Consider the following 21,381-nt stretch of genomic DNA (forward strand, 5'->3'; position numbering starts at 1 on the left):
CGCGGCATGACGGTTCGCGGCGGTATAGCTATAGATAGTATTAGCTATTTAATAAAAAGATCGTAGCTAAACCAAGAAATATAAAAGCTGAGAGAATATCAGTTGTTGCCGATGTTAGGATTGAAGAAGAAACGGCAGGGTCAGACTTTAAGCGATGAAGCATTATAGGAATGAAAGTTCCGATGAACGTTGCAATAATTGACATCATAATCATGGAGACCACAAAAATCATCTCCACTTTGAAGTTGTGAAACCTTATTGCTAACACTACTAATGAAATAGTAGATAAGATCACCCCGTTTATAAGACCTATTAAAAATTCTTTCATCAGTATTCTTTTTGCATTTTGCTCAGTTAGATATTTTGTTGCGATTGCCCGGATGGTTAGCGTTACTGTTTGGGATCCTGCATTTCCGCTCATTGATGCAATTATCGGCATGATTATTGGCAGCACTATAAAACTTTTTATTACATCATCGAAAAAGCCAACTACTATGGAACACATTGTTGCAGCTAAGAGGTTAAACAGTAACCAAGGTAGCCTTTTAATTATAGTTTTATGTATAGGGGCATTTATATCGGCTTTAGAAGATACACCGCTTATTTTGAGTACATCCTCTTCTGTTTCTTGTTGAACAACTTTTATCACATCTTCAATTAAGATCACACCAATAATTTTACCATTCTTATTTACTACCGGAGCCGATAATAGAGAGTAATCTTTAAATATTCTTGCTACTTCCTCTTGGTCTATTCCAGTTTTAATGATTTTTATGTCATGATCCATTATCTCTTTTATTATTGTGTCTCCTGAGTGAGATATTACCTTATTTAAATTAATACTGCCTATAGGCTCTAATTTTGAGTTGATAATGAATATCTGGTGAAATTTTTCTGGTATTTTTTTATAGTTGCACACAAATTCTGTCAGTTGATTTATTGTCCAATAATATGGAGCTATAACCATATCTTTATGTATTAACCTTCCTGCACTTTCTTCTGGATATGATAGCAACTCCTCTACCGATTTCTGAGTTTTGCTGGGCAAATAGTAAAGTATATTTTCTACAGACTTTCTATCTAAATCTTTCACTATGGTTACTATATCTTCTACATCAAGGAGCATTAGTAACTTTGCTGTATTTTCTATTCCCAATGTTTCTATGATCTCTATTTGTAAATCTGGCACTACATGCACTAGGGCATCACTTAACAAATGTTGATCGAGGATATTAACTAATTTCTCCCTGTGATCACTGATCGAAGTAGATAAAAAATAAGCTAACTGAACACTGTCTATCGTTTTTACAATATTACGAACATTCTCTAGCTCCTCGTTATCAAGTGACTCTATTAAGTCATCAATAGCCTTTTTGTCTAAACCATAATGGGAACTTATTTCAATATTCATTACTTTACCTTGTTTTTTAATAAATATACGCGCTTGATTTCCTTAAACATTAAAGTATAATGAAATTATTTAAATTAACTATCATATGGTTAAATTTCTATTTTGTTTACTGTTATTGTTATTGATAGTAAATATATTGAAATCTAAAGTATAATGAAAACTTATCCAGAAATTCTTGAACACTTTCAAAGCTTAAATAAAAGTATTTCTCTTATCAGGAGGTGTCTTTGACATAGAAAAATTAAAGTTGCGTCTTGAAGAGCTTGACTCCCAAGCGTCGAATGATGACCTATGGCAAGATAACCAAAAAGCACAAGAAGTTTTAAAAGAACGTTCTAAAATTAAGAATGACGTAGAGTCGTTTTTAAAGCTGGAAAGCGATTACAACGATGCCATCAGCTTAATGAAGTCTGCTATTGATGAAAATGATGAAGAATTTTTCTCTGAAGTTGAAAATGAATTAGCTAAGCTAGAGAAATTAATCAAGTATAAAGAAACAGAGTCCTTATTTACTGGTGAAGCAGATAATAATAACTGCTTTTTAGAAATCCACTCAGGAGCTGGCGGAACCGAGAGCAATGATTGGGCTGAAATGCTGATGCGCATGTATATAAGGTGGGCAGAAATTTATCACAACTTTAAAGTTGAAGTTGTAGAAAAATTAGAAGGAGAGTCAGTTGGTATAAAGTCTGCAATGATAAAAATCGTTGGAGAAAAAGCTTATGGGTGGGCAAAAAGTGAAAGTGGAATTCACAGGCTGGTTAGAATATCGCCATTTGATGCAAATGGTAAACGTCATACCAGTTTTGCAAGTGTAGGAGTAACTCCAGTGATAGAAGATTCAATTGATATTGCTGTGGATGAAAAGGATCTAAAGATCGACACCTATCGTGCTTCCGGAGCAGGCGGTCAGCATGTGAACAAGACTGAAAGTGCGGTACGCATTACGCATATTCCAACTGGTGTTGTAGTTCAATGCCAAAATGGTCGTTCTCAACACAGAAATAAAGATGAGGCGTTAAAATTACTTAAAGGACGTTTATACCAAATTGAACTGGAAAAAAAAGAACAGAAAATGGCTGAAGAATATGGTAAAAAATGCGATATAGGCTGGGGCAATCAGATCAGATCGTACGTTATGCATCCATATCAAATGGTGAAGGATTTAAGAACCGGACATGAAGTGGGCAATATAAATTCTGTTTTTGATGGTAATATAGATTGTTTCATAGTTAGTGTGCTTACTAAGCAAAATTAGGTAGGGTTGACTTTCTTGCCATAATATATGATAATTAAAATATTGTTAAAGTAGGAGTAAAGTTATGGCGATTAAATATGATCAGTGGAAAAGTGACCTTACCCAGAAAAAGTGGAGAGAAAGTGTGGAATGTTTTTTACAAAAAGAATGATGCATCAAATTGTTCTGGAATGCAATAGTTAATAGTGACGTTGTTTGTTATAAAAAATTTCTATGTATTCAAATATTGCAGTTCTAGTTTGTTGAGCAGAGTGTTGTGAAGTATCAATAAGTATTTCTCTTTTCAATGAGCTAAAGAAGCTTTCTGCAACAGAATTGTCGTAACAACAGCCTTTATTACTCATCTATATTCTTTACAGCTAAGAGATATTGATACCCTTGCGCAGTATATTGTGAACCTTGGTCACTGTGCAGCAGTAGATTTTTAACAGGTTTACGCCTATTAATGGCCATTAATAAAGAGTTCATAACCAATTGTTTATTTATTGCACTACTCATTAACTACCATACGTGAGAATTATTGCTGCCAAATATAGCCATCCCTCCTTGGTTTTGATGTAAGTAATCCCATACTTTATTTGGTTGATCAACAATAAAGTTTTGATCTAGTATATTGGGAGCTACAGCTCTATTATCTGTTTGTTGTTTTTTAATTTTAAACTTTCTTCTCAGTATAGCCCTGATGTCATTTTTCTGCATAATACTTTGCACCGTTTTCAAATTGCAACTTTTACCCAAAGCCTTCAATTCAGCATGAATTTTAGAGCTCCATATCTACATTTAGAAACTTGATATATTTTTTTGAATAGCTGCGAGTAGCTCTTTATTTGCTGATTCTCTACTGCTTATTTTTCTTGTGGTCCACTTATAGTAGCCACTAGCAGAAAATCCTACATAATTCCTGTACTTTATAGCAGTTACTATATAAAAAAAATATTTTACTCTTTTGACTGGCCAGGGCTTTTTTTAATGTCTCTTTCCCTTGTTACTCTTGCTTTGTAAATCAAACCTCTCTTTGTCATAAGGTGCTACATCTGGAAATGCATTTGCCGCCGACTTTTTTTCGTTGTGTTTCTTTATCCATTTTCCTAATACACTATCCCTTATTCCTAGATCTCTTGCTACTTTTGCAACTGGTTGACCTACCTTTCTTTGTTCATTTGCCAGTTTAACAGCTTCCAATTTGAATTCTGCTGTATATTCTCTTACCATTTCTAATCCTCCAAAATTTTATTTTACCCAAAAAAACTCTTTTCTTTCTCTCCACTTTTTCTGGGTAAGGTCAGAAATTTAATGATCCAGGATATACTCCTTTGTTAAGGGAGATTGAGCATTTTCGAATATTTCTTGAGTGCTTCCAGACTCAACAATTCTGCCATTATGAAAGAAAATTACACTATCAGATAACTTTTTAGCTTGCTTCATTGAATGAGTCACCATAATTATAGTAAATCTTAATTTTAGCTCTTGTATAAGATTTTCGATTGCATTGGTTGCCATTGGATCAAGAGCAGAGCACGGTTCATCCATTAATAAAATAGTTGGCTTCACTGCAATTGCGCGAGCGATGCATAGCCTCTGTTGTTGGCCACCGGATAAATTGAGTGCGCTATCTTGCAATCTGTCCTTCAATTCTTCCCATAAACCAACCTTGGTTAAACTATTTTCCACCATCTCATTCAATTTTTGCTTATCCTTCGCCATACCATGCAATTTTGGCCCACAAGCAACATTATCATATATTGATTTTGGAAAAGGATTTGGCTTTTGAAATACCATACCAACTTTTGCTCTAAGTAGTACAACATCCATATCGCGTGAATATATATCACCCAGCCCATCGATATCTAATTCACCAACAGTTTTGCAACCTGGTACATAGTCATTCATACGATTAAAACAACGCAAAAATGTTGATTTACCGCACCCGGATGGTCCGATAAAAGTAGTAACTTTTCTTTTATAAATATTTAAATTTATATCGAATAAAACTTGCTTAGAGCCGTACCAGAGATTTAAATCTTTAACAGAGGCACGTGTATTGCTCATATCACATCCTGCATTGAATAGAGCCCCGGAATTTCTCTTTTATTTTCGTATAGCCATACTGCTGCTTGAACAGCTCCTCTAGCAAATGTTGTGCGATCAATTGCTTTGTGGTTTAGTTCTATCCGTTCATCAGAATTAACAAACATCACGCTGTGATCTCCTATTACTCCACCTCCACGAGATACTGCAAAACCTATTCCCCCCTTTTTCCTTATGTTTGAACCACTATGTAAATATTGATTGGACTGAAAATCCACTTTTGAAGCGTTAGCAATTGTTTTGCCAAGTTCTATAGCTGTTCCAGATGGTGAATCCTTTTTTAAGTTATGATGCATTTCCCAAATCTCAACGTCATATTCATTACCTAAAAGCTCAGCAGCTTTTTTTACCAATTTCAGCAACACATTAACCCCAACACTCATATTTGCTGACCATAATATTGGAACTTCAGCAGCATATTCTTTCAAATCGACACCTTCTATTCCAGTTGTGCCACTAACCAGCGGTGTTTTAAATTTTACAGCTGCTTTAAGGCAGTCTAACATACATTCTTTAGTTGTAAAATCTATTACAACGTCAGATGACTCAAATATGCCACTAATAGAACTTGTAACTTTAATTCCTAGATTGGCTATAATTGGTCCAATATCTGAATCTATGTACTTACTACCTGAACGGGCAACAGCACCTGCTATTTCCACTTTGGTATTTGTAATTAATTCATTGAGTATTTTTTTGCCCATTCTGCCTAAGCAGCCTATTACTCCAACTCTGATTTTCATAAAGCTTTTTACGTTTATTAAGAATGTTAGGCCTTTTTTTAAGCTCTGTCACTTCTGATCTATATTCTATAGCTGTACGAACACTGCAATTTCAGATCCCAGTGCCTTGACCACAACTATTGCAATATGGTACATAGTGAACGATGTCATTCCAGTCTGGAATCTAGCCTTTCTGCAATCTCATCGAAAACGTTTTTCTATGCTAGTTTGCTTGCTTACAAGCAAACTTTTCTGGATCCCAGTGTCTGGGCACTGGGATGACACCCTGACAACCGTCATCCCGCTACTTGTTAGCGGGATCTATGCTAAAAGATACCGCGAATGAATCGCGGTATGACGTAGGACTACTGTCATTCCAGTGCTCCTTTTTTTGTCATCCCAGTGCGTGACACTGGGATCTAGCCTTTATTATTTGGTTGAAATTAAGTTTTCTGGATCCCAGTGTCAGCTACTTTCATGACATCATTATAAAGTAAAATGAGATCCCAGTGTCTGGGCACTGGGATGACAAGAATAGGGCACTGGGATCTAGTGGGCTCAAACTACAATGTTTGTACAGCTGTGATCTATATTCTATAGCTGAATAATTTAACAATTCAAAATGAATACATATCCTATTGAGCTCTATATTACATACCAGGTTGCTTTGCCTTTTCCATGCTGAGTGATGTGATTACTCTTTACGAGATTAGATACGTGCTTCTTTAAGGTATTGCAGTTTGCTTTAGTAATATTTTCCAAATCCTTAATTGTAAGACGTCCATGTTTGCTGAGTAGTGCTAATACTTTAGCAGAAAGTGGTGGTAAGTAGAGATTTAACACTTTTTCATGTGACACCTTTTGTTCAAGATGAAATTTTTGCTTTTGTAGTGACCTTAAAAAGAATATAAGCCATGGATTAAAATCATAGCTGCTCGTCTTCAAGGATTGTTGAGTACGACGCAAAGCTAAGTAGTAACTCTCCTTATTACTTTCAAGGGAACTGTAAGGTACATAGATATACCCTAACTTTAGTAACAAGAAAGTTGTGAGAATGCGTGATAATCTGCCATTTCCATCCTGGAAGGGATGAATAGCTAAAAAAGTAACTATAAAAATGCCAATAATTAATAGAGGGTGTAACGATTTCACCTCTAATTGCTGGCTAGTCCAATAAATAAGTTCTTGCATTTGTGTTGCTGTATCAAATGGAGAGGCTGTTTCAAAAACTATGCCCAAGCTTTTTCCAGATTCATCAAACGCTTCAACATGATTGGGGAATTTTTTATATTCTCCCATGTGCCTTTGATCTTTATATGAAAATTGTAAAAGCCAGATGTGAAACTGTTTTATAGTGTTTTCTGTAAATGGCATCTTGTTAAAGTTTTGAAATACTTCTTCACACACATACGCATATCCGGCTATTTCTCGTTCATCTAGAGAACGAAATGAGCGTGTATCAAGTTTGGATAGTAATTGCTCAACTTCACGGTCTGATAATCTTGCCCCTTCAATACGAGTAGAAGAACCAATACTTTCAATTGTTGCAATTTTCTTGAGCATTTGTAAACGTTCTGGAGCTAAATTACCAAACAATTGCCATGCTCCTTTAAATTCATCAATTTCAGCAACTAATTTTAACATTTCAGGTGTTATTACAATTTTTGAAATGTCAAACATATCTGTATTTTTATCTAGTTATATTCAATTATATTCGAAAATATCCTATTAGCAAAGAATACTTATGAGACACACACTAAAGAATGAATTTTGGTAGGCATAAAAGCAGCTATTTTATGTTAAAATACAACATTTTGATGAAATTATAAGAAAGGCTGGATCCGAGTAGTCAGCTACCTGTCAGTGCATGTTGAAAAATCATTTTATGATCTAAATCAGTTTTTTTACAGGTAACTTCTAAGCTTATCAATTTTTCCAAGATCTTCTTAAGTTCTGAAAGTTGCAAACTTTTCAAATGAGATTTAAAACTCTGCAATTGTTTAAAAAACAATGGAGGGCTTAGCTGATCAATCGCAGCCTGCTCACTCATTCCACCTTGCACTGACAGCAAAACGTTTTCAAGGCGTAGGAAATAATTTGATATAATGCGAATTAGTGCTATCGGTGAAAAATTTTCTTGCGATATCAATGCATCAGAAATTCTAATGAAACGCGACATATCTTTACTTGCTATGGCAGAGCATAGATCATCAAGTGTAGCATAGTCGTTGCCGGAAGTTGAAAAGCATAATTCTATATCAGTAAGTTTTAGGTCTTTTCTCTCTCCTAAGTATAAAACTAACTTCTCAAGTTCTGAACATATAGGCAGCTTGCTATGATTAAAGTAAGATTGCAAATGGTAGATTATCTCATTTGTGCATTTTATATCATTTTGTTTTAAGTAACTTGATATAATGTCATAAAGATTGCTGTTGCTGTCCTTATAGCAAGCAATCACACCAAAAATTTTTGAACTCTCCATATAACTTTTAGTCGCAGAATTATATGGAAGATCATTTGCTACCATCATTACATAATGACCACTTGCGTTATAATCCAATACATTTTTTAACTCCTTGGATATACCTCCACTCACATTTATCAGCTTAATTAATTTTTTGCTGGTAAACATCGAAACGTTTGCCAATTCAGAAAACAGTAAACTGGGTGACTTATTCACTATTGCAAAATCCATCACCTGAACTGAATACTCACCCAAATTAGCAATTATTTCTTGTACATAAAAATCAACCCTACTGTTATCACTTCCATGAATTAACACACCACGTAAAGCATCAGGTTTCTCTAGGAATTTTTTAACTTTGGATGGTGTGACCCTCATGCTATCTATATGATATCATTCTCATTTGACTGTACATGAGTATCCAAAGACTCTGAGTCTCCTTGTGCAATATTTTATGCACATCACCTGCTACATCATCTGACTCTTCTGTTTTTCCTGTAATATAATTATAAAATTTTTTCACAGGTTGAGATATATATTTGGAAAAAAATCCTTCTTCGCTCATATTGCTTACTCCATAAAATTAACAACTTATCATTAGCATATAAATAATAGTATAGCAAAAACTATTTTGTGCTAAGATAGTGATGTTTTATAATGAGTATATTACAAAATTATTAACATTCGAGATCAAAATTAAGCCAACCTGCTTAATACTAGCCTTATAAAATAAGCGATAATTAAATATACCGCTGCAACAAGTATAATTGCAGGTCCAGTTAACAAATCAAAACTTGCAGATAACATGAGACCTGATATCCCAGAGATCACAGAAAAAACTGTTGCAACAATAATCATCTGCATTGGAGTTTTCGAAATGAGCCTTGCAGATGCTGCTGGTATTAGCAAAAATGCAGCAATGAGTAATATTCCTATTAATTGGGCAGCAATTGCTATAAATATAGCAAGAGTGATTAAAAATTCTAGTCTAACAAAGGTAACATTAATTTTTTCAACTACTGCTAAATCTTGATTAATTGAAATCATTAACCAATAACGCCATCTAAATATTAATATCAAAGTAACTACTGCAGAGGTTAAAAAAATCAATACTATATCACTTTGATCGAGCGTTAATATATCACCAAACAGTGAGCTAATAATACTATTATTGCCAGATGGAAGAAAAGACATAAGTATTAAACTCGATGATAAAACTACATTGGTAACAATGTTCAATATCGTATCAGCAGAATATAATCTGTTAAAATTAAGAGAAAGTAGTATAGCAAATGTAATTGCAATGAGCATTATGCTAAGCGATGGGCTAATCTTAAAGATTAAAGCAAGTGCAACACCAAGCAACGAAGAATGGGACAAACTATCACCAAGATAAGATAACCTTTGCCATATCATAAACGATCCTAAAGCGCCTGTTACTAGGCTAATTACAACTACTGCAACTAGACTGTTGATGAAAAAGTCCTGGGTAAGCATGCTATATGGCTATTAGATAACTGACAACAAATCTATCTTCGGATATCAGAATATTATGGGTTCTGCATGCAGAACCTGTTGTCATAAATTCAAAATTTAAACCTTTTTGTTCCATAAGATAGGACTTCACTGAAGAACTTAGTATATTGCGTGTTTTACCAGTACCTATTAACAAAATTTCTATTTCCTCTGTTAAAAAAGATTCAAAATACTCCTTGCTGTTTATATCACTTTCTTTCAATTTTATCACCTTTTCAGGAAAAATTATAATTGAGCCGCAATATTCTTGATTGTTTACCAAAAATTTTCCTTCCCTGTAACCATTTATAAGATTTTTATTCTCGGAAATTAAGGGAGTTATATCCATAAGTCAAACTATTAATTGAGTGTTGCATACCCACCATTCTGGTTGCTTTTTTCCGATATTAACTGCAGCAGCTTTTGCATTTTCCTCACTATCGAATATTCCAAAGCATGATACACCACTGCCTGACATGCGAGAAAGTATAGAGCCTTCTTGTGACTTAAGTGTTGATATCACATCCTTAATTTCAGGTACAAAGCTTATTGCTATTTCTTGAAGATCGTTTCTCGTCTCTTTAAGAAACTTCAACAAATCCTTTTCAGCGTCATCGCTCCATTTAATTGGCTCAGAAAATTTTCCTTCATGTTTGGAAAATACCTCTGGTGTACTCAAAAACCTTTTTTTCGGTTTCACAAGCACCACATTTGTAGGTAAAGAGAATTTTTTAATGTGGCATAATTCTTCGCCAATACCTCTAACAAAAACTGGCTTGCTATCTACGCTTGCGGGAACATCAGCACCAACGTTTAAGGCTATTTCATTTAAAATCGTCCTATCAATCTCCCACAGCTTCCCTAGCGTACGTACCACAGCTCCAGCATCTGAGGATCCGCTACCAAGTCCTGCAGCAATTGGTATGTTTTTTACAACCTTTACAGTGACTTTAGTGCGTACAGGAGCATGCCTAAGCAGCAGATTAACCGCTTTCATTACAGTGTTATATTGGTTATTTATTTTAGACTCGGAGTTTATAAATTCAACTGTAGAGTTATCGTATCTAGAATCCTTCTCACCTACTTTTATTTCCAAAAAATTAGAGAGATTAGCAAAGACAAATAAACCTTCAATCAAGTGATACCCTGTTTCTTTTTTGTCTACAACATGCAAAAAAAGATTGATTTTTGCAGGCGCCTTTACACAAAAACTTTTCATTATATATCTTCACTAACACTATTTTTACATTATATGTATAATGCTATTCTAGTCAACTTTTATAAGGTTCTCGCACTTCTGATGAGATCAAATGCCATAAATCCTAATTTCTCTGTGTGGGTAAATGCGTCCGCTGGTACAGGCAAAACAAAAATCTTAATAGACAGAGTATTGAGACTTTTATTAGAAAACAAAAGAAATATTCTTTGCTTAACATTCACCAATGCTGCAGCAAACGAAATGGAGAATCGCATTCACAGCATACTCAGTAAGTGGGCAATATGTTCAGATAGTGTGTTGGCAGCAGATCTAGAACAACTAGATTTCTTTCCAATGTCATCCCAGTGCGTGACACTGGGATCTCAGCACCCCTACTTGTCATCCCAGTGCGTGACACTGGGATCCAGAAAAAATAAAGATTATTTAACAAGAGCAAGAAGGCTTTTCTCTGAACTGGAAAATCTTGGTCTAACTATACAAACCATACACGCTTTCTGTTACAAATTAATCTCCAGCTTTCCTATAGAAGCTGGCATTGCTCCAAATTGTACGCTGAGCGAATGCAAAGAATTACATTCCATCATATTCAATAAAGTGCTTCATAACGAAACTGTGCAGGATGATATCAACCTTATTGCAACTGAAATTGATGAAAATAAACTACGCGATTTGCTTTATACTTTATGTGTAAAAAGATCAGCGTCAGCAAATGATTCGAAATATATCAAAGATAAATTGAGCGCCCCAGATGGAATTCATGACTTACAGAGTGAAACAATTGAGCACGTGGAAAGACTAGCCGAGATATTAAGTGAAGGCAGTAAAAGAGATCAGAGTTATAGTGAAATACTTTATTCTACTGTCATCCCAGCTGGGATCCAGAAGAAAAGAACCAGCGTCACGCGCTGGAATGACACTAAAGTAGAAAACCTAGCCAAGGTCTTTTTAAAATCAGAATCGCACGAAAAAAAGAGCATATCATCCATTGCAACAAAAAGTATTTTGGAGAAATTCAAAGATGCAGAGCAAATAATAGAGAGCGTTCAGAATGTAGTATTTACCCATATAAGAGACATGAACTCTTATCAAATATTCAAGAGAACCAGTAGCTTACTTGGTGTATTTAAAGTATATGTTGATTTGTATAATAGTGAAAAATCAAAAAATGCACTGCTTGACTACAATGATATAATCAACTTAGCAACAAATCTTCTTAGCAATCCAAACTATAAAGATGGGATATTGTTTAACTTGGATCAAAAAATAGATCACATCCTTGTTGACGAGGCACAAGACAATAGCATCAGCCAGTGGAAAATTATAACAAATCTCTGCGATGAATTTTTTGCCGGTAATGATGAAAAGCGAACCTTATTTGTTGTTGGTGACGTAAAACAATCCATATACAGATTTCAAGGAGCAAATCCCCATCTATTCAACTATATGCAACAATACTTTCATACGAAAACTGGTGGTAGAGATTGGATATCATGCCAACTTGAAAAGTCATTTCGCTCAACTCCAGAAGTTTTGATGCTTGTAGATAGAATATTTAATAACTTCCGCGCAGAAATATCTTTTAATGATAATGAAATAAAACATGTTCCACATAGAGAAAATGACCAAGGATATATTGAAATTTGGCCAGCGTTACCAAGGCGCAAAGAGAAAGAACAGCAAGCTTTACAAATTCCTCTGACATGCAGGGAAAATTATATAATAGCAGACCGATTACTTGCTCAAACAATAGCCAACAGAATTCACAATTGGTTAAATGAAGGGCGAATTTTAGTCGCTAAAGATCGCCATATAGAGCCAAGAGACATTATGATTTTGGTACGGCAACGAAACGTATTAGTTGATTACATAATAAGCGAACTTAAAAAAGCAAACGTGCCAGTTGTAGGCCGGGATTATTTTAGAATTATGGACTATATAGCCGTGCAGGACTTAATAGCTTTGGCCGAATTTTTACTCCTCCAGGCAAATGATTTAGCTCTTGCAAATGCTTTAAAATCACCGCTATTTAATTTCACCGAGGATGATTTATTTAACATTGCATACGACCGTAAAGAGCATTCACTATGGGAAAGAATTCAGGATTATTCTGTGGTTATCTATAGTGAATTAAACTATCTCATTAACTTATCTCGCATAGAGTCTCCTCTTGCACTATTTACACATATATTGCGTACAGGTAAGAAGAAATTTGCTGCAAGGCTAGGTCTTGAGTGCTTTGAGGTTCTAGACGAATTTATGAACCTCGTGTTGCAATTTGAAAACCCATCTCTTCAAGCGTTTGTTCAATGGATCAAGGAGAATAATCCGGAGATTAAGAATGATATGCAATCAGAACGCAATGCTGTGCGAATAATGACAATTCACAAATCAAAAGGTCTGCAAGCTCCCATAGTATTTTTGGTTGATACAAACACAGTGCCAAGAAACAGTGAAAGCATTATCTTTGATGGAACAGAAGTGCCATTTTGGTGTGGAAAAAACAACAACGCTTATTGCGATCAAGTAAAAAGAGAGAAAAAACTAGAGGATTATAATGAATATTTGCGTTTATTATACGTAGCACTCACGCGTGCTGAAGATGAGTTATACATCTTAAGTAAAGAGCCAGTGCAAAAGGGCTCTTGGTATGATCTAATCACTAAGTACGGAGAGCCATATGAAAAGAAACAAAGGGATTTACAGCCAATATTTAAAGAAAAAGTTGAAGTATTATGCGTGAATGCAAACTACCCTTACATTTATAAAAAACGTGATTATTTTGACGTTCCGGTCATTTCCCTTCCACCAGCTTTAGCCCACTCTTCGGTGTCATCCCAGCGCGTGACGCTGGAATCCAGTGAAAAAGAAGGAGCAGAATGGATCCCAGTGTCAGCTACTTGGATGACAGATGGTTATGCAAGAGGCCTGATTATTCACAGCATATTGCAGTATATGCCCAAGATAGAAAAAGAAAGGAGAAAAAATTGGGTCAGAAAATACCTTGATAACATCAGCGAAGATAAGGATGAAATTTACAGTAAAATATTAGCCTTTAATGAAAAATATGGCTATTTGTTTGACTTGGAAGGCAAATCAGAGATTACACTGAGTGGAACAATTGATGGCAAGTCAGTATTAGTACGACTAGATAGGCTATGCATAACGCAAGATAAAGCAATCATAATTGACTACAAATCACACCGTAACGTTTCTGTTTCCTTATTAAATGAAATAAAAAAACAGATGTTAATCTATAAAACCTTAGTACAAGAAATATATCCAAACAAGCAAGTAGAGTGCGTGGTTATTTGGGTGGAAGATTTAACCATTCAATCTGACTTTTAACGAAACTTGATTGCAAGAAATAGCTACTACGTCATACCACCGCGAACCGTCATACCGCCGCAGACCGTCATACCGCGATTCATTCGCGGTATCTCAGCCGCTAACACGTAGCAGAATGACAGCAGTCCTACGTCATACCGCTGCGGATAGATCCCGCTAACAAGTAGCGGGATGACGAATTACTTAACTGTCATACCACCGCAAACCGTCATACCGCCGCGGTATCTCAGCCACTAACAAGTAGCGGGATGACAAATTACTCAACCGTTATCCTGCTGCTCCTTTCTCGTCATCCCGCTACGTGTTAGCGGGATCTCAGCATAGCTATCTTAAAGCTAAGTAATATAAGTCAATCCAGCTAGGATTCTTTTGATTGATCAAATTAATTTTCCACTGCCTTGGCCATTCTTTCAGGCGCCTTTCTCTTGCAATAGCTAAACTTATATCTTCAAACTCTTCAAAATATACAAGTTTATTTACATTATATCTTGATGTAAAACCTGAAACAATTTTGTTTTTGTGTTCCCAAATCCTCTTGATCAAATTTGCAGTTACACCAATATATAATGTGCTATTAGCTTTATTTGTAAGTATATAGATATATGATAACTTCATCTTAATCGTTTATAGCTAAAGTAACTGAGGTTTACCAACATTATACTACACCATCATACCACAATAAAACTTACCGTCATGCCGCCGCAGATAGATCCCGCTAACACGTAGCGGGATGACGAGTTACTATACCGCGGCGGTATCTCAGCCGCTAACAAGCAGCGGGATGACAGCAATCTACGTCATACCGCGATTCATTCGCGGTATCTCTTAGCCGTTAACACGTAGCGGAATGACGATTGTCGGTAAATCTAAGTTACTGTAGCTATAAAGGCTTTCACAACAACCTATTTTCCTTGAAACTAAAATAGCTACTGAATGTAATAATAATGTGATCTATTAATTCTATTCCTATACTTTGGCAAGCTTCTGCTAGTTGTCTAGTGAGAGATATATCGCTATTTGAAGGTTGTGTATCTCCGCTTGGATGATTGTGAGATATTACAATGGATGTTGAACCAATCAAAAGTGCGCGCTTGATGATCTCTCTGACATAAAGAGGAGTTTGATCTACTGTACCAATATTTTGCAAGTCTTCCGCTATTAGACGATACTTTTTATTCATATAGATGACACGAAAATTTTCCTTATTGAGGCTTCCTATACTTATTCTTAAATAATCAAGCAATTTTTCCCAGTTATCGATTACAGGCAGGTTTTTTATTTCTTCTCTTGCAGAACGAACAAAGGCTTGTTTTACACAAAAGATGGCAGATATCGCTGCATTGCTGACATCATCAACGTTTTGCAGCGCTTCCAGGTCAGCATTAAAAACTTTATTTAAGCTGCCAAAACTTTCTATCAAACTCTTTGCCACCGGTTTTACATCAATTCTACTATATGCTGAATATAAAATGTGCTCTAAAACTTCATAATCAAGTAATGATTGTCCATTATCTAAAATAATTTTCTCTCTTAGGCGCTTTCTATGCCCCTTTTTGTAATTTTTCATCATCAATGAATTGCTTATCTCTTGTATAATAAGAAATTAGATTTTTAAGTAAAATATTTAATAAGGCGCATGACGCACAATTGTAAGAACATTCATTTTTAAAGACAGCAAATGGTGTCATGAAAGTAGCTGACGCGAGCTCTACGTCATACCGCCGCAGACCATCATACCGCCGCAGACCGTCATACCGCGATTCATTCGCGGTATCTCATCCGCTAACAAGAGATCCCGCTAACAAGTAGCGGGATGACGAATTACTTAACCGTCATGCCACCGTGAACCGTCATACCGCGATTCATTCGCGGTATCTCTAGGTCCCGCTAACAAGTAGCGGGATACTTGATCTTTACAGGGATGACGGTTGTCGTTTAGCTACAAACATTAAAAAATTTACCAAATGAAAAAAAAGGCAAAAGAAACCCTAGTCATTGTCTATTTTCAGTATTGGCGTTTTTAAGTCTTAAACACTGCAATTTAGCTGCTTTTGAATGCAACTAACCTACGCTGCAAATGTTTAAGAAATTTACTAAGCAGAAAAAAAGGCAAAAGAAACCCCGTGTTAGCTAGTTGTCACTCTCTAATCCTGCAAATTGGCGTACTATACTGTCTTAAACGACTTATAAGCGCGTTTCAGCTTATATAGGTAAAAACCCAGAAATGTTGTGAAGACATAAGGTGCACATAGTGCAAAAAATTAAAAATAAGACGCCAACTACGTTGTTTTCTTGCTGTTTAATCTGCACAGATGAAGATAACTGAATACCTTCAATACCATGATAAGGGGGCTGGCGAAGGGTGTCAAGTAGTTTTTAGCTCTGCCTTCTAAGGCTTTTACTCGTGACAACCACTGTGCCTGCGATCTTATCGTGCCAAGTTTGACAGCGTTTGTTGAAATTTGACCATAAAAAGCCCAAGAACAATGGTGCAACTGACAATATAAAGGAAAAAAATCTCTTTGTTGCTTGTTTTAGGGTCATCTTTTCGAAAGTTTGTGCATCCACAACTCTAAGCCCAAATAATAGTTTTCCAGGTGTAGTAGCAAACTTTACCCACATATATATTACATAGCAAAAGAGCATAATAAACTGGACTATTTGATTTAGAATCATTAATTTTACAAGTCTACTCTGCATTGCCTTTTCTTCTATAGAAAGTGGCACTTGCATTGGGGATTTTGCAGCAACTTGGCTGAATATTTTGCTATCCTCTGAGTTTGTAAAGAGCTGATTAAAGGCTTGGCTGCAAAACTGCAAGAACAAAACGATAATAATTAAATCAAGCAATACTGATATATAGCGCCTGAGGCCCGTTACATAACATATCCCATTTTCATCTTTCTTTACCTTTTGAATAACATTTATAGAAGAAAAAATAGAAAATAAACGATTAAAAAATTTATGTAACATATATATACTTTCCAATATTTAACGTGCCCCTGGCCGGACTTGAACCAGCATGCTTTTGCAAGCAACAGATTTTGAGTCTGCCGTGTCTACCATTCCACCACAGGGGCATTAAGTTTTAATGCTATAGGCAACACGGAATTAGTCAAATTTTTTTGCCTTTACATCTTTCAAATGAGGACTAAATATTCTACAATAATCAACAGTTACTCTCAAAACTTAAAATGAATGAATTAGCCAATCTCCTCAGTTCAAGAAGTGTAGATAAGGAAATATGTAAATTACCGCATAATTTAGAAGCTGAACAGATGCTTATTGGTGCAATGATTCGTGATAATAGAATCTGTGATGCAGTTGAAGACACAATTACAGCAGAAAATTTCTATGATCCACTGCATCAAAGTATTTTTACGCAAATATCTAAAACCAGGAAACACGGTATAGTTGCCAATGAACTGAGCCTCAAAATGTTTTTTGAGAACGACCAAGCGTTTACCGAGTGTGGCGGGGTAGAGTACTTAGCAAAGCTTGCAGCGAAGGCAAGTATTGCACTTGATATTTATAGTTTGACTAGAATAATCCGTGATACTTACTTAAGGAGATGTTTAATCAAGCTCGGGCAAGAAATAGTTGGTGATAGCTACAACTACGATATTGAAAATCCTGCACAGGCGCAAATTGAACAAGCAATGACAAAATTGTTCAATTTGGCAGTAAAAAAACAAGGTGAGAAAACATATATAAAACTTGCAAGTTCAATTAAAGATGTAGTTGAGAAGATCAGCACACTGAAAAATAATCCAGAAGCGCTAGGCGTTACAACCGGACTTCAAGATCTAAATCAGCTTCTTGGTGGTCTACAAAAATCTGATTTATTAATTTTAGCTGCAAGGCCTTCTATGGGTAAAACAGCATTGGCGCTAAACATCGCACTTAATGCTTGTAAGATGTTGCAAAAAAGAGCAGATAAGCAACACTATGTAGCGTTTTTCTCGCTTGAAATGTCAGCAGAGCAATTAACTGCAAGGCTGATCACTATAGATTCAGGGATTAGTTATTATAAGGCATTAACCGGAAGAATTAGTGATTTTGAATTGCATGAATTTATCAATACTAGTACAGAATTATCTGAACTGCCTTTCATCATAGATGACACCCCTGCGCTATCAATTAGTGCCCTTCGCACCAGAATACGCTTGCTGTATCAATTATATAATGTAGAAGTGGTATTCATTGATTATTTGCAGCTAATCAGAGGAACAACAAAAAGGAGTAATGAAAATAGAGTGCAAGAAATCTCGGAAGTGACGCAGGGTTTGAAAGCAATTGCAAAGGAGCTAAATATTCCCATTGTTGCACTATCTCAGCTCTCTCGTTCTGTTGAGCAGAGGGATGATAAAAAACCACAACTTTCTGATTTACGTGATTCAGGGAGCATAGAGCAAGACGCAGATATAGTAATGTTTCTCTATAGAGAAGAATACTACGAATTGAGAAAGCAACCAAGTGAAGGAAACAATAAACATCGGGAATGGCAAGAGAAAATGGAGAAAATTAGAAATATTGCAGAGCTTGTTATTGCAAAGCAGAGGAACGGGCCAATTGGCAGTGTGAAGCTATATTTTGACTCTAACAGAGGTGCATTTAAAGATTACACGGAAAGGCATAGTTCATAGCTTGACAGCAATCTTCTTGTTCCCAAGTTTATCAATTATTTTTTTTATGTAAAGATAGCTTGACAACTTCTTAAAAATCCTTTTATAATGGTATTATATTTTATCATACGTGAGATGATGAATAAAAACAATGTACCCTATTATATAGCTGGAACTCTGGCTGCTTTAACTTTATTAGCATCTGGAGTGTTTGCTGCAGCTCCTTATATTGGTTTCTTAGCTCCAGTTGCAGCATTAAGTGTTGGCCTTCCATTTATTATTGGTGGTGCTGTATTTTCTGCTGTAGCTATTGCACTTTCGTATCAAGCAATTAGTGAGAACAAAACAAATTCTGAGTTAAAAAATAAAATGAAAGCTCAAGAGCAAACAATTTCTGGGCAAAAAACTCAACTAGCTAAAAAAGAAGCGGAAGTAAAAGCTAAAGAGGAAGAAAATTCTAAGTTAAAAAATAAAGTAGAAGCTCAAGAGGAAGAAAATTCTAAGTTAAAAGATCAAGTACGCACTCAAAAGCAGAAAAGTTCTGAGCAAAAGCAACGAGCTAATAGTTTGGATTATTTAAATATTGATAACGTTCCTAAGCAACCTGATCATTTAAATGTTGATGCTGCTAAAAGTTATTTAATGAGTCTTTCTGAGGATCAGGATGTATTTTATGATGCAGAATCTGGTGATGAAAAAGGTACTGAGATTTCTAGCCCAGAAAGTCAGCCAACTAAAGAAGAAAATGGTCAAGGCTGGTTTGCATGGAGCCCAGGAAAGGTTAAGTCGGCAATTACTGAAGTAGTAGTGATAGGTGCTGATGTTACTAAACCATATTGTGCTAAAGTAACTAAGGCACTTGCCACCTAACTTGAATATGTAGACAGCGGTGTGCACCGTCGTTAACTAAAGATAATCCCATCCAGGAGAAATAGTTTTTACACTATTTCTCCTCTTTAGCATCAACCCTCAAAAAAACCGGCGTAGGTTTAGGCAATGTTATGCCTGAACTTACGCACGCGTCGCACAAAGATTTTAAATCTCGTTGTTCTTTCGGAATTTGCAGTTGATTTAGTATCATCTCTGCTGACTTGGGAACGATTGGCTGCAATAAAATGCCTATTATCCTGATATATTCCAGTAACTTGTAAATTACTAAATTCATGCGCTCTCTGTCAGTTTTGCTTAGTGTCCAGGGTGCACTTTTGTCTATGTAGGCATTTGCTTCAGAAGAGATGTTGATGATTAGAAGTATGATATGGTTAAATTCATACTTTGATAGGTGATTCATCACTTGATCGAGTATAGCTTTGCAACCTGGAAGACTTTCTTCACCTTTAAGTAGGCTTTGATCGATTGTTGGTACAATTCCAGAACATTGCTTGTGTAAAAATGAAATTGTTCTTTGTACTAAATTGCCTATGTTGTTTGCCAGTTCTGAATTTATCCGGCTGATCATATTTTTCTTACTAAAGTTGCCATCTTGGCCGAAGCTTGCTTCCCTGAGGAGAAAATAGCGTAGCTGATCAACACCAAACTCTTGAGCGAGGCCAATTGGATCTATGACATTACCAAGGGACTTGGATATTTTCTCTCCCTCGTTCAACCACCAACCATGAACTGCAATTTGTTTTGGCAGTGGCAGGTCTGCTACAAGGAGAATCGCTGGCCAATATACAGCATGAAAGCGCAATATGTCTTTACCGATTACATGAACGTTGAAAGAGTTGTCAGCTAGGTTTGCAGCGCTTGACACTGGAATCTGCGTTTTCCCTTGGTTTGGTGTCATTCCAGTGCTTGACACTGGAATCTGTGTTTCTGGTTCTGCCCAAAACCTCTTATATTCCTCACCTTCAGTACTAGGGAAACCTATTGATGTAAGATAATTGGTTAATGCATCTATCCAGACATAGATTACGTGTTTGTCATTACCTGGTACTTTTATTCCCCAGTTAAAACTAGTGCGAGAGATTGAGAGGTCAATGAGCCCTGATCTTACAAACGATATCACTTCATTTCTTCTGCTCTCAGGAAAGATAAAACTTGGCTGATTTTTATAGAGTTCCAGTAATTTTTCTTGCCAGTTTGATAAGCGAAAAAAGTAACTCTCTTCTTTTATCCACTGGACCTCAGCACCTGTTGGTGCTTTGCCATCTATCAGCTCTGACTCCTGATAAAATGCTTCATCACGAACTGAATACCAACCCGAATAGGAATCCAAATATATTTGCCCTCTCTCTTCAAGTCTATTCCATAAAGCTATAACTGCTTTTTTGTGACGTTCCTCCGTAGTGCGAATAAAATCGTCATACTCAAAATTCATGAACTTAGCCAATTCTTTAAATGAAACGCTCACTTCATCTGTAAATTCTTTTGGCTGCATTTCCTTTGCTTTAGCTGCTTTTTCTATTTTTTGTCCATGTTCATCTGTACCAGTGGTAAATTTGACATTTTTCCCAGCTAGTTTCATGAACCTTGCCACCACGTCACACAAGAGAGAAGTGTATGCATGACCAATATGCGGCTTATCGTTTACGTAATATACTGGCGTGGTGATGTAAAAGTTCTCGAATTGTTCCATGGTTTAGCATTTTGATAAAAATCAACTGAGTTAATTATAGTATTAAAAAGGCAGTAATAAATAAATATTGATTGGGTTAAGCATAATTTTTGAAAAAAGCTATTTACTGAAATTTTATTAAAATAAGAAACAATCAGGCATGATTATTGAAAG

17 protein-coding genes, 1 tRNA gene and 1 pseudogene are annotated in these 21,381 nt (G+C 35.8%); 4 read left to right on the forward strand and 15 right to left on the reverse strand.

Annotation, left to right across the window (positions count from 1 at the left end; genetic code table 11):
* Positions 1 to 40: 40 nt before the first annotated feature.
* Complete coding sequence (mgtE, locus tag J4T77_RS01910; protein ID WP_233641089.1) at positions 41 to 1,411, reverse strand: magnesium transporter; 1,371 nt, start codon at positions 1,409 to 1,411, stop codon at positions 41 to 43.
* 153 nt (positions 1,412 to 1,564) lie between these two features.
* Between mgtE and prfB the strand changes: the two genes are divergently transcribed.
* Positions 1,565 to 2,669, forward strand: a protein-coding gene (gene prfB / locus J4T77_RS01915; protein WP_141456981.1) for a peptide chain release factor 2 whose coding sequence is annotated in 2 segments (ribosomal slippage) — positions 1,565 to 1,639 and positions 1,641 to 2,669 — 1,104 coding nt in all. Because the reading frame shifts where the segments join, the coding sequence is not laid out codon by codon here.
* Between the two features lie 136 nt (positions 2,670 to 2,805).
* On the opposite strand, the pseudogene J4T77_RS07480 reads toward prfB, so the two are convergent.
* From J4T77_RS07480 to J4T77_RS01975, 9 genes and pseudogenes are all read right to left on the reverse strand, one after another.
* Positions 2,806 to 3,881, reverse strand: a pseudogene (locus tag J4T77_RS07480) (IS3 family transposase).
* A gap of 78 nt (positions 3,882 to 3,959) precedes the next feature.
* Complete coding sequence (pstB, locus tag J4T77_RS01940) at positions 3,960 to 4,718, reverse strand: phosphate ABC transporter ATP-binding protein PstB (protein WP_006280935.1); 759 nt, start codon at positions 4,716 to 4,718, stop codon at positions 3,960 to 3,962.
* Complete coding sequence (gene dapB / locus J4T77_RS01945; RefSeq protein ID WP_010962542.1) at positions 4,715 to 5,500, reverse strand: 4-hydroxy-tetrahydrodipicolinate reductase; 786 nt, start codon at positions 5,498 to 5,500, stop codon at positions 4,715 to 4,717. Before dapB ends, pstB begins: the two co-directional genes overlap by 4 nt.
* 624 nt (positions 5,501 to 6,124) lie before the next feature.
* Complete coding sequence (locus J4T77_RS01950; protein ID WP_190321201.1) at positions 6,125 to 7,159, reverse strand: Fic family protein; 1,035 nt, start codon at positions 7,157 to 7,159, stop codon at positions 6,125 to 6,127.
* A 169-nt stretch (positions 7,160 to 7,328) separates the two neighbouring features.
* The gene (gene holA / locus J4T77_RS01955; protein ID WP_010962537.1) at positions 7,329 to 8,321 is read right to left on the reverse strand and encodes a DNA polymerase III subunit delta; all 993 of its coding nucleotides are present in this window, start codon (positions 8,319 to 8,321) and stop codon (positions 7,329 to 7,331) included.
* A 1-nt stretch (position 8,322) separates the two neighbouring features.
* Positions 8,323 to 8,508, reverse strand: coding sequence for a hypothetical protein (locus tag J4T77_RS01960; protein ID WP_223823074.1), 186 nt, complete (start codon positions 8,506 to 8,508; stop codon positions 8,323 to 8,325).
* A 131-nt stretch (positions 8,509 to 8,639) separates the two neighbouring features.
* Entirely contained in the window at positions 8,640 to 9,440 is an 801-nt protein-coding gene (locus J4T77_RS01965) for a metal ABC transporter permease (protein ID WP_010962536.1), read from the reverse strand.
* Between the two features lies 1 nt (position 9,441).
* Complete coding sequence (locus J4T77_RS01970; protein ID WP_010082536.1) at positions 9,442 to 9,807, reverse strand: Mth938-like domain-containing protein; 366 nt, start codon at positions 9,805 to 9,807, stop codon at positions 9,442 to 9,444.
* 3 nt (positions 9,808 to 9,810) lie between these two features.
* On the reverse strand, positions 9,811 to 10,677 hold the full coding sequence (locus tag J4T77_RS01975; protein ID WP_010082535.1) for a 4-(cytidine 5'-diphospho)-2-C-methyl-D-erythritol kinase: 867 nt from the start codon (positions 10,675 to 10,677) through the stop codon (positions 9,811 to 9,813).
* A gap of 81 nt (positions 10,678 to 10,758) precedes the next feature.
* Here J4T77_RS01975 and J4T77_RS01980 point away from each other — a divergent pair, with 81 nt between their 5' ends.
* The gene (locus J4T77_RS01980) at positions 10,759 to 14,022 is read left to right on the forward strand and encodes a UvrD-helicase domain-containing protein (RefSeq protein WP_190321200.1); all 3,264 of its coding nucleotides are present in this window, start codon (positions 10,759 to 10,761) and stop codon (positions 14,020 to 14,022) included.
* Positions 14,023 to 14,346: 324 nt separating this feature from the next.
* On the opposite strand, the gene J4T77_RS01985 is transcribed toward J4T77_RS01980, so the two are convergent.
* The 4 genes from J4T77_RS01985 to J4T77_RS02000 all read right to left on the reverse strand — a co-directional run bounded on the left by J4T77_RS01985 (position 14,347) and on the right by J4T77_RS02000 (position 17,102).
* Complete coding sequence (locus tag J4T77_RS01985) at positions 14,347 to 14,637, reverse strand: GIY-YIG nuclease family protein (protein WP_010082530.1); 291 nt, start codon at positions 14,635 to 14,637, stop codon at positions 14,347 to 14,349.
* A 277-nt stretch (positions 14,638 to 14,914) separates the two neighbouring features.
* Positions 14,915 to 15,589: a RadC family protein gene (radC, locus tag J4T77_RS01990; protein ID WP_010962534.1), complete on the reverse strand. Its 675-nt coding sequence runs from the start codon at positions 15,587 to 15,589 to the stop codon at positions 14,915 to 14,917.
* 809 nt (positions 15,590 to 16,398) lie between these two features.
* Positions 16,399 to 16,995: an RDD family protein gene (locus tag J4T77_RS01995; protein WP_190321214.1), complete on the reverse strand. Its 597-nt coding sequence runs from the start codon at positions 16,993 to 16,995 to the stop codon at positions 16,399 to 16,401.
* A 24-nt stretch (positions 16,996 to 17,019) separates the two neighbouring features.
* Positions 17,020 to 17,102 (reverse strand) — tRNA-Leu (locus tag J4T77_RS02000).
* A 114-nt stretch (positions 17,103 to 17,216) separates the two neighbouring features.
* Here J4T77_RS02000 and J4T77_RS02005 point away from each other — a divergent pair.
* Positions 17,217 to 18,668 carry a replicative DNA helicase gene (locus J4T77_RS02005; RefSeq protein ID WP_010962532.1) on the forward strand — a complete coding sequence of 484 codons (1,452 nt, stop codon included), beginning with the start codon at positions 17,217 to 17,219 and terminating at the stop codon, positions 18,666 to 18,668.
* A gap of 87 nt (positions 18,669 to 18,755) precedes the next feature.
* Positions 18,756 to 19,517 (forward strand): hypothetical protein, encoded by a 762-nt coding sequence (locus J4T77_RS02010; protein ID WP_223823073.1) that lies wholly within the window; start codon positions 18,756 to 18,758, stop codon positions 19,515 to 19,517.
* A 73-nt stretch (positions 19,518 to 19,590) separates the two neighbouring features.
* Here J4T77_RS02010 and metG read toward each other — a convergent pair whose 3' ends face one another.
* The gene (metG, locus tag J4T77_RS02015) at positions 19,591 to 21,228 is read right to left on the reverse strand and encodes a methionine--tRNA ligase (protein WP_190321199.1); all 1,638 of its coding nucleotides are present in this window, start codon (positions 21,226 to 21,228) and stop codon (positions 19,591 to 19,593) included.
* Positions 21,229 to 21,381: the final 153 nt, after the last annotated feature.

Source organism: Wolbachia endosymbiont of Drosophila innubila (assembly GCF_021378375.1).
Lineage (GTDB): Bacteria > Pseudomonadota > Alphaproteobacteria > Rickettsiales > Anaplasmataceae > Wolbachia > Wolbachia pipientis.

Bases quoted from the DNA above. Each gene is read 5' to 3' on its own strand.
- J4T77_RS01985 (WP_010082530.1), bottom strand. From the start codon at position 14,637: ATGAAGTTATCATATATCTATATACTTACAAATAAAGCTAATAGCACA.
- mgtE (WP_233641089.1), bottom strand. From the start codon at position 1,411: ATGAATATTGAAATAAGTTCCCATTATGGTTTAGACAAAAAGGCTATT.
- dapB (WP_010962542.1), bottom strand. From the start codon at position 5,500: ATGAAAATCAGAGTTGGAGTAATAGGCTGCTTAGGCAGAATGGGCAAA.
- J4T77_RS01960 (WP_223823074.1), bottom strand. From the start codon at position 8,508: ATGAGCGAAGAAGGATTTTTTTCCAAATATATATCTCAACCTGTGAAA.
- J4T77_RS02005 (WP_010962532.1), top strand. From the start codon at position 17,217: ATGAATGAATTAGCCAATCTCCTCAGTTCAAGAAGTGTAGATAAGGAA.
- J4T77_RS01970 (WP_010082536.1), bottom strand. From the start codon at position 9,807: ATGGATATAACTCCCTTAATTTCCGAGAATAAAAATCTTATAAATGGT.
- J4T77_RS01980 (WP_190321200.1), top strand. From the start codon at position 10,759: ATGAGATCAAATGCCATAAATCCTAATTTCTCTGTGTGGGTAAATGCG.
- J4T77_RS01965 (WP_010962536.1), bottom strand. From the start codon at position 9,440: ATGCTTACCCAGGACTTTTTCATCAACAGTCTAGTTGCAGTAGTTGTA.
- J4T77_RS01950 (WP_190321201.1), bottom strand. From the start codon at position 7,159: ATGTTTGACATTTCAAAAATTGTAATAACACCTGAAATGTTAAAATTA.
- pstB (WP_006280935.1), bottom strand. From the start codon at position 4,718: ATGAGCAATACACGTGCCTCTGTTAAAGATTTAAATCTCTGGTACGGC.
- J4T77_RS01975 (WP_010082535.1), bottom strand. From the start codon at position 10,677: ATGAAAAGTTTTTGTGTAAAGGCGCCTGCAAAAATCAATCTTTTTTTG.
- holA (WP_010962537.1), bottom strand. From the start codon at position 8,321: ATGAGGGTCACACCATCCAAAGTTAAAAAATTCCTAGAGAAACCTGAT.
- radC (WP_010962534.1), bottom strand. From the start codon at position 15,589: ATGAAAAATTACAAAAAGGGGCATAGAAAGCGCCTAAGAGAGAAAATT.
- metG (WP_190321199.1), bottom strand. From the start codon at position 21,228: ATGGAACAATTCGAGAACTTTTACATCACCACGCCAGTATATTACGTA.
- J4T77_RS02010 (WP_223823073.1), top strand. From the start codon at position 18,756: ATGGTATTATATTTTATCATACGTGAGATGATGAATAAAAACAATGTA.
- J4T77_RS01995 (WP_190321214.1), bottom strand. From the start codon at position 16,995: ATGTTACATAAATTTTTTAATCGTTTATTTTCTATTTTTTCTTCTATA.